The sequence below is a fragment of the Antarctobacter sediminis genome, from assembly GCF_019218285.1.
GTDB classification, from domain to species: Bacteria; Pseudomonadota; Alphaproteobacteria; order Rhodobacterales; family Rhodobacteraceae; genus Antarctobacter; species Antarctobacter sediminis.
The window spans coordinates 1,225,920-1,240,806 of sequence record NZ_JAHUZG010000002.1 but is presented as its reverse complement, the minus strand read 5'-3'; the positions used below and the strand labels follow the sequence as shown (position 1 = coordinate 1,240,806).

The following is a 14,887-nucleotide window of genomic DNA, read 5'->3' as shown; positions in this document are numbered from 1 at the left end:
CGGCGATTTCGCGTGACAATAAGGTGACCAAACCGCGGGGAAAACCGCAAATTCTGCCGGATGGAGGGGACATGTCCAAAGCCAGATTCACCCGCGAAGAGGCGCTTGCCTTTCACCTCGAACCGACGCCCGGCAAATGGGAGGTACAGGCCACTGTTCCCATGACGACCCAGCGCGATCTCAGCCTTGCCTATTCCCCTGGCGTGGCCGTGCCTTGCGAGGACATCGCCGAGAACCCCGAACTGGCCTATGACTACACCAACAAGGGCAACCTTGTGGCGGTGATATCCAACGGGACGGCGGTTCTGGGGCTAGGCAACCTTGGTGCGCTGGGGTCCAAGCCGGTGATGGAAGGCAAATCGGTCCTGTTCAAACGCTTTGCCGATGTGAACAGCATCGACATCGAACTGGACACCGAAGACCCAGATGAATTCTGCAAGGCGGTGCGCCTGATGGGGCCAACCTTTGGCGGCATCAACCTCGAAGACATCAAAGCGCCCGAATGTTTCATCATCGAGCAGCGGCTCAAGGAAGAGATGGACATTCCCGTCTTTCATGACGACCAGCACGGCACGGCGGTGATCTGTGCCGCGGGCCTGATCAATGCGCTGCATCTGTCGGGGAAAAAGATCGAGGACTGCAAAATTGTCCTGAACGGTGCCGGTGCGGCCGGGATCGCCTGTCTGGAACTGGTGAAATCCATGGGCGCGCGGCACGAAAACTGCATCATGTGCGACACCAAGGGCGTGATCTATCAGGGCCGGACCGAAGGCATGAACCAGTGGAAATCGGCCCATGCGGTGGTGACCGATGCGCGCACGCTCGAAGACGCGATGAAAGATGCGGATGTTTTCCTTGGGGTCTCGGCCAAGGGTGCCGTCACGCAGGACATGGTGGCCAGCATGGCCGACAATCCGGTGATCTTTGCCATGGCGAACCCTGATCCGGAAATTACCCCGGAAGACGCGCATGAGGTGCGCCCAGATGCCATTGTCGCAACCGGGCGCAGCGACTATCCGAACCAGGTCAATAACGTTCTTGGCTTTCCCTATCTCTTCCGTGGCGCATTGGACATCCACGCCCGTGCCATCAACGACGAGATGAAAATCGCCTGCGCGCAGGCCCTTGCCGAACTGGCGCGAGAGGACGTGCCCGACGAGGTCGCGCTGGCTTATGGTCGCTCGCTCAGTTTCGGGCGCGACTACATCATTCCCACGCCCTTCGACCCCCGTCTGATCCACCGGATTCCGCCTGCCGTGGCGCGGGCCGGAATGGAAACCGGCGCGGCCCGTCGCCCCATCGTCGATATGGAGGCCTACGAGCACAACCTACAGACCCGGATGGATCCGACGGCTTCGATCCTGCGGTCGATCAATGCGCGTGCCCGTGCGGCGCAGGCGCGGATGATCTTTGCCGAGGGGGATGATCCCCGTGTTCTGCGGGCGGCTGTGATGTACCAGCGCAACGGACTGGGCAAGGCATTGGTGGTCGGTCGCGAGGCGGATGTTCGGGAAAAGCTGGAACAGGCGGGGCTGCCGGATGCCGTGCGCGAATTGGAGGTCATTAACGCCGCCAATACGCGCCATCTGCAAAGCTACAAGGAATTCCTGTATGAACGCCTGCAACGGAAAGGCATGGACCGGCAGGACATCCACCGATTGGCCGCGCGCGACCGTCACGTCTTTGCCGCGCTGATGCTGGCGCATGGTCATGGGGACGGTCTGGTCACCGGCGCGACGCGGAAATCCGCCCATGTGATGCAGTTGGTCAACCATGTCTTTGACGCGGATGCGGCGCATGGCGCTGCTGGTGTCACGGCGCTGCTGCACAAGGGACGGATCGTTCTGATTGCCGATACGCTGGTGCATGAATGGCCCGATCAGGAAGATCTTGCCACGATCGCCGAACGCGCCGCAGGCGTGGCCCGCCATCTGGGGCTTGAACCGCGCGTGGCCTTTGTCAGTTTCTCGACCTTTGGCTATCCGGTGTCTGAACGCGCGGAAAAGATGCATCTTGCGCCGCAGGTTCTGGACCGTCGTGGTGTCAGTTTCGAATACGAAGGCGAAATGACTGTCGACGTGGCTCTGAACGTCAAGGCGCAGGAAAACTATCCGTTCCAGCGGCTAAGTGGTCCGGCCAATATTCTTGTCGTCCCGGCGCGGCACTCTGCCTCGATCTCGGTCAAGCTGATGCAGGAAATGGCCGGGGCGACGGTGATTGGCCCGATCCTTGCCGGTGTCGACAAGTCGATTCAGATCTGTTCGACCTCGATGACCGCCAATGACATCCTGAACATGGCCGTTCTGGCGGCGGCCAAGATCAGCTGACCCGGCCGGGCACGGCATAACGGGTTCTGCTAGAAAGGGCGATCGATGACGATCTTCAATCTGGGCTCGATCAACGCGGACCTGTTCTATCACGTGCCGCATCTGCCCGCGCCGGGCGAAACCCTTGCCGCCACATCGTTTTCACGCGGTCTTGGCGGCAAGGGGGCCAATATGTCCGTGGCGGCGGCCCGCGCCGCGGCACGGTGTGTTCATATCGGGGCTGTCGGTTCTGATGGTGGCTGGGCGGTACAGAGACTGATGGAATATGGAGTGTATACACAGTTTATCACTCTTGTATCCCAGGATACCGGCAATGCCCTGATCGCCATCGACGAGGCGGGTGAGAACAATATCATCCTCTATCCCGGGGCGAACCAGGCCATCCCGCTGGACCAGATCTCGGCCGCGCTGGATGAGGCGAATGCCTCGGACATTTTCCTGATGCAAAATGAAACCAACGCCCAACGCGAGGGTGCCGAGATGGCGTCGGGCCGCGGTATGCGGGTCGCCTATGCCGCCGCGCCCTTCGATGCCGGGGCGGTGCAGAAGGTTCTTCCCTTACTGGACATTCTGTTCCTGAACGCCGTCGAAGCCCAGCAACTCGAGGCCGCTACGGGCCTGTCGCCCGATGCCCTTCCCGTTCGGGATGTCATCGTGACACTGGGGGGCGATGGGGCAGAGTGGCACAATACCGATACGGGCCAGACCAAAGCCTTTCCTGCCGTGCCTGTGACACCCGTGGATACGACGGGCGCTGGCGACACGTTTACCGGATACGTTCTTGCCGGTCTGGACCGTGGTTTACCGATGGAACAGGCTATCGGACAGGCCATGATCGCCGGGGCGATCATGGTTACGCGGCAAGGGACAGCGGATGTGATCCCGGACCTACGCGATGTTCAGGACTTTGGCGGCTAGGCCCCCTGCCCTTTCCGTCTAGTTGACGAAGGGCGCAGCGCTGCCCCACAGCTGTTTGACCCGCTGATCCCGGCCACAGCCTTTGCGGTAACGCTTGTAGGCGTCGCTTTGCCGGATCACGCCAAAGCGCGTCACGACCCGCTTGGTGCCCTTGTAATAGTCCTGATGATACTCCTCGGCGAGGTAGAACGGCTTGGCTGGCAGGATCGGAGTGACGATCCTTTGGCCAAGCGCTTTTTCCGCCTCGGCCTTTGCCGCTTCGGCAGCGGCTTTTTGCTGTGCGTCCAGATAAAAGATCGCGGTGCGATAGCTTTCGCCTCGGTCGCAGAACTGCCCGCCGGCATCGGTGGGATCGACCGACCGGAAAAAGCTGTCGTACAACTGCCGGACAGAGACCTTGGCCGGGTCAAAGCTGATCCTGACGGCTTCGTAATGGCCGCTGCCGCCCCGGCTGACCTGTTTGTAGGTCGGGTTTGCCTGTCGTCCGCCTGTATAGCCCGACACGGCCTTGGACACGCCGCGCACTTTCTCGAAATCGGCTTCGACGCACCAGAAACAACCACCGGCGACAATGATGTCTGCGGCGTCGGCGCGGTTTGCCTGTGCAACAAGGCCAAGGGCCAGCAACAGGCCCAGCAAGGCGGGGCGAATGGGGGCGATACGGGGCATGACGGGTCCTCCTTTGGTGTCAGCCTGCCCGCGCCGACCCGGTCTGGCAATCCGCCAGCGGGCTTCTTCACCCGAAGGTGAGAACCACGTGAAAGGAAAAAAAATCATTCCGGACGAAACTTTCGCTGAAACCTGTCGTGACTCAGGTCAGCACATGCCGGGAAACCCTTTTCCGGATTGCAAAATGACTGGGAGAAAAGACATGAAATTCAATATTTTGACTGCCGCTCTCGTGATTTCCGCCGGAACCGCCTTTGCCGGTGGCCACGGCATGACCCCCATGGTCGAAGCCGCGGACCAAAGCGTTGCCGAAGGCACCGTTTCCGCGTCCAAGATCGTGGCACCGGCGAACGGCTGGCTGGTAGTTCACCGCACTGGTGCCGATATGAAACCCGGCCCGGTCGTGGGTCACGCGCCCCTGAAAAAGGGCGAAAACATGGATGTGGCCGCGATCCTGACCGAAGAGGTCAAGGCCGGTGACATGCTGATGCTGATGGTTCACGGCGAAGACGGCGGCATGACCACGGGTATCTTTGAATACACGCTGGGCGCCAAGGAAGACGGGCCGATCCGTCTGGATGGCAACCTTGTGATGACCACCATCACCGCCCAGTAAAAGGTTTCGCCGGGCCTTGGCGTCTCATCCCGGCCCGGCGCCCGCCGACGAGTATTCGGTGGTGACGTGCCTGTGTATTCGGCACGGTGACGGTCGCGCGGTCTCCCGTACCCCGGATCCGCGCGGCCGTCATTCTTTTGAGGTCAGGGCGTCTTGTGTCAGCGGACAGCGTTGGCCGCCGTACATGCGCTCTAACACGTCGGAAAAGACTGTGGGCGCGCCGGGCACTGTTTCGAACAATGTCATCGAAGATCGAACCTTGATTGCATCGATCGGACCCAGGATCTCAACCGGGTCCTTGTCTACATGGGTCAATAGCAACTGACTGACGTCTACGAGCCGTTGCCCCAGCACCGGATGCGCAAGATAGGCGTGCGCGTCCTCTGGCCCGGCAAGGCCAAAATGGCGCGCCCGTGACGACCGCCCCAACAATGCAAGCTGCGGAAACACCCACCAGATCCAGTGCGTGACCTTGTGACCGTCCTGTAATTCGCGCAGCACGTCAGACCAGCTTTGATCCTGTGCTTGCAGGAATTCCGCGTGTGTGGCGGGCATGATGATCCTCCCTGACCCGTGAAGGATAGGAAAAGACCGCCTGCCCCGCCAAGACCTGCGGCGAAATTACAGCAGCTGGCCCAGTTTCATCGCCACTGACATGTCGCCAGACACCTTGAGCTTGCCCATGGCAAAGGCCGTCATCGGGTTCAACTGGCCTTGGACCAGCTTTGACAGGTTGCCCTGCGAGATGCGGATGGTGCAATCGGCGGGTGCGTCCGAGCTGGCCACCTCGGCCCCCTCAAGACGCAATGCGCCATCTTCGCCGCAATCAAAGCTCAGCGAATTGTCCAGCGGCTTGTGTGCCAGCCCCTTGCGCAACAGCGCGGCGATTTCGTCGAGTGTCATGGTATCCTCCCCGTTCTGCGGAAGCTATGACCGAGAACGGGGGGATGGGCATAGGGTGACGTTACGCAACTCTGCGTAACGTCAATATAATCAACCCAGCCGACGTTTGCGCGCAGCCAACAGGCGCAGTCGCAGGGCGTTCAGCGTGATGAAGCCTTCGGCGTCTTTCTGATCGTAGGCACCTGCGTCATCCTCGAAGGTCACATGCGCTTCGGAGTACAGCGAGTTGTCCGACCAGCGACCGATGCAGCGCACCGAACCCTTGTACAGCTTCAGTTTCACGGTGCCGGACACAAGTTCTTGTGACTTGTCGATTGCCGCCTGCAACATCTCGCGTTCAGGCGAATACCAGAACCCGTTGTAGATCAGCTCGGCATAGCGCGGCATCAGCGAGTCCTTGAGGTGGCCCGCACCGCTGTCCAGCGTGATCTGTTCGATGCCGCGGTGGGCTTCCAGCAGGATGGTGCCGCCGGGAGTTTCGTAGATGCCGCGGGATTTCATGCCGACAAAACGGTTCTCGACGAAATCCAGACGGCCGATACCGTGCTTGCGGCCGTATTCGTTGAGCTGCGTCAGGATCGTGGCGGGCGACATCGCTTCGCCGTTGATGGCCACGGCGTCGCCTTTTTCAAAGGTGATCTCGATCACTTCGGGCGTATCGGGCGCCTGTTCGGGATCGACCGTGCGCAGATAGACGTAATCGGGCGCCTCTTCGGCGGGGTCTTCCAGAACGCGGCCTTCGGACGAGGTGTGCAGCAGGTTGGCGTCAACGCTGAACGGAGCCTCGCCGCGCTTGTCTTTGGCAATCGGGATCTGGTTCTGTTCGGCAAAATCCAGAAGCGCAGTCCGCGAGTTCAGATCCCATTCCCGCCAAGGGGCGATCACCTTGATGTCGGGGTTCAGCGCAGCGGCGGACAGTTCGAACCGAACCTGGTCATTGCCCTTTCCGGTAGCGCCATGGGCCACGGCATCGGCGCCGGTTTCCTCGGCGATCTCGACCAGACGCTTGGAGATCAGCGGGCGCGCGATCGAGGTGCCCAGCAGGTACAGACCTTCGTAGACCGCATTGGCGCGGAACATCGGAAAGACGAAATCGCGGACGAATTCTTCGCGGACGTCTTCGATGTAGATGTTCTCGGGTTTGATCCCCAGCATCTCGGCCTTGGCACGGGCCGGTTCCAACTCTTCACCCTGACCAAGGTCAGCGGTAAAGGTGACAACCTCGCAGCCGTATTCCGTCTGCAACCATTTCAGGATGATCGAGGTGTCGAGGCCGCCGGAATAGGCCAGCACAACTTTCTTGGGCGCGGTCATGGATCATGTCCTTTGGGCAGTTTGCCGGGCGGATTAGCCTGTTTTCCGTGGGCCTGCAAGGAAGGGGCGTTGACGCGGCCACTCGGCGTGCTACCCCCTGACCCCAGATTGATATGAAAGGTGCGCCATGCGTGGCTGGCAGATTTTCAAACATTCGTTCCGGATGGTCATTAACAACCTCGAGGCGGCCTTCCGTCTTTCGGCGGTTCTTTATGCGATCCAGGCCCTGAACCAGGTTCTGGTCCTTCTGGCGTCGCCCGCAAATGCCGAGGGGGCGACGGTTATCAGCCCGGGCATGGCCTTCATGGTTCTGGTGACTTCGATCCTTGCCATCGTTGCCAGCCTCTGGATTGCGGTCGCCTGGCACCGGTTTGTCCTGACCGGTGAAATCCCCGACAGTGCGGTGCCGCCATGGCATGGCGGATTGATCCTGGCCTATCTTGGCCGGTCGATCATGATTGCCCTGCTGGTTGCGGTTGCTCTGGTGGCGGCCTTGATCCCGATGTCGGCGGTGATGACGATGGCGCCGGGCACCGGCCTGCCATTGTTGCTGATCCTGTTGGGGCTGGCGGTTTACCTGTTCTTCCGTTTTGGCGTGTTGCTGCCGGCAGGTGCGATTGAACGCAAGATGACCCTCCGCGAGGCTTGGGCGGCGACCGGCAAGGACAACAACGCGATGTTCGTCCTGACCCTGATCGTGGTTGGCATGGTTGTCGCGGTGCAATTGCCTGCGATGCTGAACCCGGATCCGCAGTCCTTGGTCAACCTGATCTACAGTGTCGTTGTCGGCTGGTTCGCGACCATGATCGGGATTTCGATCCTGACCACTCTTTACGGTGTATTCGTCGAGGGGCGTGACATCGACTGACTTGCGCGCGGCACGGGCTTGGGTCACTTCTGGGCCATGACTGATTTCCAGGACCAGGCCCGCGCCGCCGAGACCGCCATGCGCGATGTCTTTCCGCCGACACCTTTGTTGCGCAATGCGCATCTGTCGGACCGGTTTGGCGCCGATGTCTATCTCAAGCGCGAAGATCTGAGCCCGGTGCGCAGCTACAAGCTGCGCGGGGCTTTCAACGCCATGCGCAAGGCACAGGGCGAGGTTCTTTTCGTCTGCGCTTCGGCCGGTAACCATGCGCAAGGCGTGGCCTATATGTGCCGCCATTTCGGTGTTCAGGGCGTAATCTTCATGCCTGTCACCACACCCCAGCAAAAGATCCAGAAGACCCGGATGTTCGGCGGGGACAGCATCGAGATCCGTCTGGTTGGCGATTACTTCGACGATTGCCTCAAGGCGGCACAGGCGTTCTGCGCGCAGGAAGGCGGGCATTTCCTGTCGCCGTTCGACGATGACGACGTGATCGAGGGGCAGGCCAGCGTTGCGGTCGAGATCGAACAGCAACTGGGCCGCGCGCCGGACCATCTGGTGATTCCCGTGGGCGGCGGAGGCCTGTCGTCGGGCGTGCTCAGCTATTTCGGCAATTCGGTGCAATATACCTTTGTCGAGCCCTTGGGCGGCGCTTGTCTGCGCGCGGCCTTGCAGGCGGGACGCCCCGTGGCATTGCCGTCTGTCAATACATTCGCCGACGGTGCGGCGGTGGCCCGGATCGGTGAAAAGACCTTTGACCGGCTCAAGGGGGTCGGTCTGGCCAATACACTGACCATCCACGAAGACCGCCTGTGCCTGACGATCCTTGAAATGCTGAACGTCGAAGGGATCGTTCTGGAACCGGCAGGCGCCTTGTCGGTGGATGCCTTGCAGGATCTGGGGCAGGGGATTTCGGGCCGGACGGTGGTTTGCATCACCTCGGGCGGGAATTTCGATTTTGAACGTTTGCCAGAGGTCAAGGAGCGGGCACAGCGCTATTCCGGCATAAAGAAGTACTTTATCCTGCGTTTGCCGCAGCGACCGGGCGCACTGAAGGACTTTCTGGGCTTCCTCGGACCTGAAGATGATATCGCCCGTTTCGAGTACCTCAAGAAATCGGCGCGAAACTTCGGGTCTGTCCTGATCGGGATTGAAACCGTCGCACCGGAAAATTTCCGCACGCTTTTCGACAAGCTCGACGCACATGGGTTCACCTATCAGGACATCACCGAGGACGAGATCCTTGCGCAGTTCGTGATCTGATGTTTTCCGGAAAACGGATCCTTGTGACGGGTGCGGCGCAGGGGATTGGGCGAGCTCTGGCCGATGCCCTTTGCCGCGAAGGGGCGCGGCTGTTTCTGACCGACATGCCGGGGCCATTGCTGGACAAGGCCGCGCAGGATCTGGGTGCGGCGGCGTGCGGCGCAGATCTGCGGCAATCGGACGAGGTTGCGCGGGTGGTTCACGCCGCGCAGACCGCCTTGGGTGGCGTTGACATGCTTATTTCCAACGCGGGCTTTGCGCGGGGAGCGATGAAAGGCCCGTGCAGCGTTTCGGACCAACAATGGCAGGACAGCTGGGATTTGCACGTGATGGCGCATTTGCGGGCCGCGCGGCTTGTCCTGCCCGAGATGATGGCGCGGGGAGAAGGCTGGCTGGTCAATGTGGCCTCGGCCGCCGGGTTGCTTAGCCAGATCGGCGATGCGCCCTACTCCGCCAGTAAACATGCGGCTGTCAGCCTGGCACAGTCGCTGGCAATCGAGCATGGCGATGCGGGGATCAACGTATCGGTCGTCTGCCCGCTGTATGTTGCCACGCCGCTGCTGGGGTATTCTGACGATTTTGAGGCGCGCCCCGAGGGTGTGTTGACGCCCGAAGATGTCGCCCGTGTCGTGCTGGACGGGCTACGCAAAGGCCGCTTTCTGATCCTGCCGCATCCAGAGGCCGCGATCTTTGCGCAGCGCAGGACCGCGGATATGGACCGCTGGATCGACGGGATGCGGCGGCTGCGGCGCGAGGCCTACGCCGACGGCGTGCCCAAAGACCTTTCCGATCTGCACCGCAAGATCTGAGCGGGTATCTCAGGCTGCCAGCCGACCGGGCAGGTCGCGCTGAAAGGCCAGCCGCGAGTCTTCGAAGGCGGAACGAACCTGCGCCGGCGTGATCTTGTCCGGGGTTCCGTTTGCGGCGGCTTTCTCACCCTCGCGGCACAGTTCGGCCAGCGTGGCAAAGCCGATGTTCAGCGCGGCTCCCTTGAGGAAATGCATCTGTTCCTCTGTCACCACGGGGTTCCCGGCGCTTGCATCCAGCGCGTCGATGGCGGTTTCGACCTCATCAAGGAACAGTTCCACAACCTCGGCGAAATCCTCGGCCCCGATCTCGTCGATCATTTCCTCTACACGCGACCAGTCAATCATTCGGCACCTCCTGCGACACATAACCCGCGAACGGTTGGGGACATGCGGCGGTGTCCCCGGGGCCTGTCTAGGCGAGCCGGGTAAAGGCGATCTTTCGGTTTCGGTCGAGGTGACGCGAAATTAGGCAGAATTTTAACGTTCAGCCCGCATTAAGGATCGGACGTTAGGGAACGTCCTGAGTGTAGCCCACCTGGTATCAAGAGAAGCGACTTGCAGACTCAAAGCAGCAGTATCCCGTCCGAGATGACAGGCGCGATCCAACGCGTTCTTGTCGTCGATGACAGTCGCGCCCAGCTGAAGATGGTGGAAACCATGGTTCGCCGCTGGGGATATGAGGTGATGACCGCAGGATCGGGAATCGAGGCGCTGGACATCTGCCGCCAGCACCCGCCCGACCTGATCCTGTCGGACTGGATGATGCCGGGGATGACCGGGCTTGAATTTTGCCGCGAATTCAGAGGTCTGCAACAAGAAGGCTATGGGTATTTCATCCTCCTCACGTCCAAAAGCGAGAAGGGCGATATCGCCAAGGGGCTGGATGCCGGTGCGGATGATTTCCTGACCAAGCCGGTGAACGCACACGAATTGCGCGCCCGGATCACCGCCGGGGAACGTATCGTTTTCATGGAGCGGCAACTGTCGGAAAAGAACCGGCAGGTCTCGGATGCGCTGGAGGAACTGCGCGAAATCCACACCGCGATCGACAATGATCTGCGGCAGGCCCGCACAATCCAGCAATCGCTTGTCCCCGAACGGCAAGGTGAAATCCTGACCTCTCGTGTCAGCCTGCTTTTGCGCCCCTGCGGGCACGTTGGCGGGGATCTGGTGGGCATGTTCAAGCCGGGCTACGGGCGGTTGGGGCTATACAGCATCGACGTGTCCGGCCACGGGATCACCTCGGCCATGGTGACGGCGCGCGTGGCGGGCTATCTGTCGTCGACCTTTCCAGAACAGAATGTTGCCCTTGAACGCCGGTTCGACCGGTTCTTTGCCATGCGCGAGCCTTCGGAAACCGCGAGAATGCTGAACCAGAGGCTCGCCGCCGATCCGGGGGTCGAGGAATATCTAACCATGGCCTATGTGGCGGCCGACCTTACCTCGGGGCGGATGCGCATGGTGCAGGCGGGGCATTCGCCTGCCTTGCTGCTGCGGCCCGACGGCAGTCATGAATTCATTGGTGACGGCGGCCTGCCCATCGGGCTGGTCGATGAGGTCAGTTTTGACCAGCATGAATTCACGTTGGAGACTGGCGACCTGCTGCTGCTCTACTCCGACGGGTTCACAGAGGCGGTGATGAAGAACGGCGAGATGCTGGGAGAGGACGGGCTGGTCGAGATCTTCCGCGAAAGCGCGCGCCACAGTACCGGCCCCGACCTGTTGGAAGACATGTTCTGGCGGTTGACGCAGCAGATGGAAAATGCGGCCAAGCTGGGTGACGATGTATCCGCTGCCTTGCTGGAATATGATGTCCTCAGGGACAAGCGCGGCAAACGCTAGGCGATCCTAAATTCCCAGAACGTGACGCCGGACAAAGGCCCGGTCGCCCGGATTGCCCAGTTCGGCAACGGCGGCCTCTGGGCTGCGCCACAGTGCGATGTGGCCATCCTCGGTCGGCGGGCCATAGGGGCGGACCGGATATGCGACATAGATGATGCACAGCTTTTCCGCCCAAAGATCGTATTCGGGCATGTAGGTGAACCGCCGAAAGGCACCCAACCTGCGCGGCGAGGCGATTCGCCAGCCGGTTTCCTCGAACACTTCGCGATGCAGCGCGAACAGGGGCTGTTCGCCGGGATCGATGCCGCCGCCGGGCAGTTGCACCTCGGGAACGGGTTCTGCCTGATGGGTCAGCAAAAGCTGTCCGTTTCGCGGCAGGATGGCATAGGCGCCGGGACGCAATGTATAGCGCCGCGCCGCGTCCGGCGGCGTTCCGACTCTTGGCGTCATGTCCCGCCCCCTTTGCGTCTGGGTCCAATGTCCCTATATGGTCGCGATATGCCAGCCAAAGGCACACAAGGAAACCCCATGAGCATCGGCAACAAACTCGCCTGGGACGACACCGTCCTGCCATTTCAGCTTGACCGCTCGGACATGCGCGGCCGTGTCGCACGGCTTGATGGCGTGTTGTCCGGCGTTCTGAAACAACATGATTACCCGCCCGTGGTCGAAGCACTGGTGGCCGAAATGGCGCTGCTGACCGCGCTGATCGGTCAGACCATCAAGCTGCGCTGGAAGCTGTCGCTTCAGGTTCAGACCAATGGTCCGGTGCGGATGATCGCAACCGATTATTACGGCCCCGACGAAGAGGGAAAGCCGGCGCGCATCCGCGCCTACGCCAGCTTTGACCGTGATCGCATCACCGATGCGCCGGGGTTCGACCAGTTGGGCGCCGGCTATTTCGCTATCCTGATCGATCAGGGGCAGGGGATGCAGCCGTACCAAGGCATCACGCCAATCGCCGGTGAAAGCCTGTCTGATTGCGCTGCCGCCTATTTCGCCCAGTCCGAACAGCTCCCCACCACTTTTGCGCTGTCGTATGGCCGTTCTACCGAACCGGGTGTCGCGGAACATTGGCGCGCCGGCGGCATCATGCTGCAACATATGCCCAAGGCCTCGCCCTTTGCCAGCGGCGAGGGCGGCTCGGGCGAAGAGGGACTGTTGCAGGCTTCGGATCTGGTCGAGGGCGACGCCGAAGAAAACTGGAACCGGGTGAACAGCCACCTTTCCACGCTTGAGCAGTTGGAGCTGATCGGCCCCAGTGTGCCACCGACGGATTTGCTGGTGCGCTTGTTTCACGAGGAACAGCCGCGCGTTTTCGACAGCCAGCCGGTAACCTTCGGGTGTACCTGTTCAGAGGATCGCGTGCGTGAAAGCCTGTCGATCTATTCGGCCCGTGACATCGAAAAGATGACCACGGATGAGGGTCTGGTGACGGCGGACTGCCAGTTCTGCGGTGCCCATTACGAGCTTGACCCCGCCACCGTGGGTTTCGAAGCCGATGACAAGGGCTGACCAAGAGGCCGCGTTGCGCCGCGCCCCGGATACTCCGGGCGCGCCTTCGTCCGATTTTGACCTGAACCCCAAGGTGGCCCTGCCGGAGGGCAGAAAACTGCGACCCGCCGGTGTGCTGGCCGCCTTTCGGCCTGGGGCTGCGGGGCTGGAACTGATCCTGACCAAACGATCCAGCCGGTTAAAACATCACCCCGGGCAGATCGCCTTTCCGGGTGGCAAGGTGGATGCCGGCGATGCCGATGAAGTCGCAGCGGCGCTGCGTGAGGCCAAAGAAGAGGTCGCTCTGGACCCCGCCATGGTCGAGGTTCTGGGCACCCTGCCGCCGCATGAAACCGTTACCGGCTTTCTTGTCACCCCGGTCATCGGGTTGATCCACGGCGATTTCACGCCTGTTCCCGAACCGGGCGAGGTCGAAGAGGTTTTTGCCGTGCCCTATTCGCATGTCACCGATCCAGACCGGTTTTCCGTTCAAGGGCGGCGCTGGCGGGGCCAAAGGCGGATGTATTACACCGTGCCATTCGGGCCTTATTACATATGGGGTGCAACAGCGCGGATGCTGCGCGCCTTGGCCGAACGGGTTCAGGCATGACGCATGTCACTGGCGATTGGCTCGACGCGTCCGCCACGCAAAAGGTCATGTCGCTGCTCGAAGAGGGCGGACATCTGGCCTATGCGGTGGGTGGCTGTGTGCGCAATGCTCTGTTGGGCGTGCCGGTAAGTGATGTCGACATCTCGACCGATGCGCGGCCAGAGCGGGTGATCGAACTGGCGCGGGCCGCGGGTTTGAAATCCGTACCCACGGGGATCGAACACGGGACCATTACCGTGGTTGCCGAAGGCGAAGGGTTCGAGGTCACGACGTTTCGCGCCGACGTGGAAACCGATGGCCGCCGCGCGGTGGTTCGCTATGCCGATGACGTACACGAAGATGCCGTTCGGCGCGATTTCACCATGAATGCGCTGTATGCTGATCGGCGTGGCCTGTTGGTCGATCCTCTGGGCGGGCTGGACGATCTGCGCGCGCGGCGATTTCGCTTCATCCTCGATGCTGAAACGCGCATCCGTGAGGACTATCTGCGGATCTTGCGGTTCTTTCGTTTCAGCGCATGGTATGGCGACCCGCAAGAAGGCATGGACGCCGACGCGCTGGCGGCGATTGCCGGCAATATCGACGGGCTGGACGTGCTGTCGGCGGAACGCGTTGGCGTCGAACTGGTAAAGCTGCTCAAGGCGCCGGATCCTTTGATGGCGGTGTCGGTGATGGAGCGCCTTGGCGTTCTTGCCCACGTGATGCCCGGTGCGTCGGTCACGGCGCTGGGCCCCTACCTGCATCACGAGGCCGCGCTGGGCATGGCCCCCGACGCCATGGCGCGCATGGCGGTCATGGGGTTTTTCGACGGGGCCGCGTTGCGCCTGTCGAAGTCCCGGCAACGCGAACTGGCGTTGTTGCAAAGCCTGTCCGGCAGCATCGAAGGACCGGCGGAACTGGGCTATCGGCACGGGGTTTCGACGGCGCTTGCGGTTCTGGCGATCCGCGCGGCCAGCTTGGGCGGCCCATTGCCATCGGACGTCCCGGGCAGTGTCGCCAAGGGTGCCAAAGCGAATTTTCCCCTGCGCGCCAAGGATTTGATGCCAGCCTACAAGGGGCCTGAACTGGGCGACGCGCTGCGACGCGCCGAGGACCGCTGGATCGCTTTGGATTTCGCACCTACCCGGGCCGAGTTGATCGGTTGGCTTGACGAGGGGTGACAGGCGCGGATTTCTGGCCTAGAAGTGAACCGACTCGTTCGAATACCCGGGAGACATGATGGTGCGTGACAGGATTCTAATCAGCTTCGCCTGA

16 protein-coding genes are annotated in these 14,887 nt (G+C 61.4%); 10 read left to right on the top strand and 6 right to left on the bottom strand.

Annotated features, from left to right (window positions below):
• Nucleotides 1-71: 71 nt before the first annotated feature.
• The gene (locus KJP30_RS13835) at nt 72-2,327 is read left to right on the top strand and encodes an NADP-dependent malic enzyme (protein WP_218449850.1); all 2,256 of its coding nucleotides are present in this window, start codon (nt 72-74) and stop codon (nt 2,325-2,327) included.
• Between the two features lie 45 nt (nt 2,328-2,372).
• Nucleotides 2,373-3,245: a ribokinase gene (locus KJP30_RS13830; RefSeq protein ID WP_218449849.1), complete on the top strand. Its 873-nt coding sequence runs from the start codon at nt 2,373-2,375 to the stop codon at nt 3,243-3,245.
• Between the two features lie 18 nt (nt 3,246-3,263).
• Here KJP30_RS13830 and msrA read toward each other — a convergent pair whose 3' ends face one another.
• The gene (msrA, locus tag KJP30_RS13825) at nt 3,264-3,914 is read right to left on the bottom strand and encodes a peptide-methionine (S)-S-oxide reductase MsrA (RefSeq protein ID WP_218449848.1); all 651 of its coding nucleotides are present in this window, start codon (nt 3,912-3,914) and stop codon (nt 3,264-3,266) included.
• Nucleotides 3,915-4,116: 202 nt separating this feature from the next.
• Here msrA and KJP30_RS13820 point away from each other — a divergent pair, with 202 nt between their 5' ends.
• On the top strand, nt 4,117-4,530 hold the full coding sequence (locus tag KJP30_RS13820; protein WP_218449847.1) for a DUF7282 domain-containing protein: 414 nt from the start codon (nt 4,117-4,119) through the stop codon (nt 4,528-4,530).
• 129 nt (nt 4,531-4,659) lie between these two features.
• Here the strand turns inward: KJP30_RS13820 and KJP30_RS13815 are convergent, their stop codons facing one another.
• From KJP30_RS13815 to KJP30_RS13805, 3 genes are all read right to left on the bottom strand, one after another.
• Nucleotides 4,660-5,085 (bottom strand): DUF1810 domain-containing protein, encoded by a 426-nt coding sequence (locus KJP30_RS13815; protein WP_218449846.1) that lies wholly within the window; start codon nt 5,083-5,085, stop codon nt 4,660-4,662.
• A 66-nt stretch (nt 5,086-5,151) separates the two neighbouring features.
• Nucleotides 5,152-5,433, bottom strand: a complete 282-nt coding sequence (locus KJP30_RS13810) for an SCP2 sterol-binding domain-containing protein (RefSeq protein ID WP_218449845.1) — start codon at nt 5,431-5,433, stop codon at nt 5,152-5,154.
• A gap of 90 nt (nt 5,434-5,523) precedes the next feature.
• Entirely contained in the window at nt 5,524-6,747 is a 1,224-nt protein-coding gene (locus tag KJP30_RS13805) for an argininosuccinate synthase (protein WP_218449844.1), read from the bottom strand.
• A 163-nt stretch (nt 6,748-6,910) separates the two neighbouring features.
• Between KJP30_RS13805 and KJP30_RS13800 the strand changes: the two genes are divergently transcribed.
• The 3 genes from KJP30_RS13800 to KJP30_RS13790 are packed head-to-tail and all read left to right on the top strand — an operon-like array spanning nt 6,911 to nt 9,687.
• A complete protein-coding gene (locus KJP30_RS13800) occupies nt 6,911-7,615 on the top strand; it encodes a hypothetical protein (protein WP_246594494.1) in 705 nt (234 codons plus the stop codon).
• 36 nt (nt 7,616-7,651) lie between these two features.
• The gene (ilvA, locus tag KJP30_RS13795) at nt 7,652-8,878 is read left to right on the top strand and encodes a threonine ammonia-lyase IlvA (protein WP_218449842.1); all 1,227 of its coding nucleotides are present in this window, start codon (nt 7,652-7,654) and stop codon (nt 8,876-8,878) included.
• Nucleotides 8,878-9,687 (top strand): SDR family NAD(P)-dependent oxidoreductase, encoded by an 810-nt coding sequence (locus tag KJP30_RS13790; protein ID WP_218449841.1) that lies wholly within the window; start codon nt 8,878-8,880, stop codon nt 9,685-9,687. Before ilvA ends, KJP30_RS13790 begins: the two co-directional genes overlap by 1 nt.
• Before the next feature lie 9 nt (nt 9,688-9,696).
• Here the strand turns inward: KJP30_RS13790 and KJP30_RS13785 are convergent, their stop codons facing one another.
• A complete protein-coding gene (locus KJP30_RS13785) occupies nt 9,697-10,032 on the bottom strand; it encodes an Hpt domain-containing protein (protein ID WP_218449840.1) in 336 nt (111 codons plus the stop codon).
• A 243-nt stretch (nt 10,033-10,275) separates the two neighbouring features.
• Here KJP30_RS13785 and KJP30_RS13780 point away from each other — a divergent pair, with 243 nt between their 5' ends.
• Complete coding sequence (locus KJP30_RS13780) at nt 10,276-11,529, top strand: PP2C family protein-serine/threonine phosphatase (protein ID WP_218449839.1); 1,254 nt, start codon at nt 10,276-10,278, stop codon at nt 11,527-11,529.
• A 6-nt stretch (nt 11,530-11,535) separates the two neighbouring features.
• Here the strand turns inward: KJP30_RS13780 and KJP30_RS13775 are convergent, their stop codons facing one another.
• Nucleotides 11,536-11,979: an NUDIX domain-containing protein gene (locus tag KJP30_RS13775; protein WP_218449838.1), complete on the bottom strand. Its 444-nt coding sequence runs from the start codon at nt 11,977-11,979 to the stop codon at nt 11,536-11,538.
• Nucleotides 11,980-12,057: 78 nt separating this feature from the next.
• Between KJP30_RS13775 and hslO the strand changes: the two genes are divergently transcribed.
• From hslO to KJP30_RS13760, 3 genes are read left to right on the top strand one after another with little or no spacing between them, the layout of a single operon-like run.
• Nucleotides 12,058-13,044 carry an Hsp33 family molecular chaperone HslO gene (hslO, locus tag KJP30_RS13770; RefSeq protein ID WP_218449837.1) on the top strand — a complete coding sequence of 329 codons (987 nt, stop codon included), beginning with the start codon at nt 12,058-12,060 and terminating at the stop codon, nt 13,042-13,044.
• Nucleotides 13,031-13,633 (top strand): CoA pyrophosphatase, encoded by a 603-nt coding sequence (locus tag KJP30_RS13765; protein ID WP_218449836.1) that lies wholly within the window; start codon nt 13,031-13,033, stop codon nt 13,631-13,633. Before hslO ends, KJP30_RS13765 begins: the two co-directional genes overlap by 14 nt.
• Nucleotides 13,630-14,793, top strand: coding sequence for a CCA tRNA nucleotidyltransferase (locus KJP30_RS13760; protein ID WP_218449835.1), 1,164 nt, complete (start codon nt 13,630-13,632; stop codon nt 14,791-14,793). Before KJP30_RS13765 ends, KJP30_RS13760 begins: the two co-directional genes overlap by 4 nt.
• The last annotated feature ends 94 nt before the right edge of the window (nt 14,794-14,887 follow it).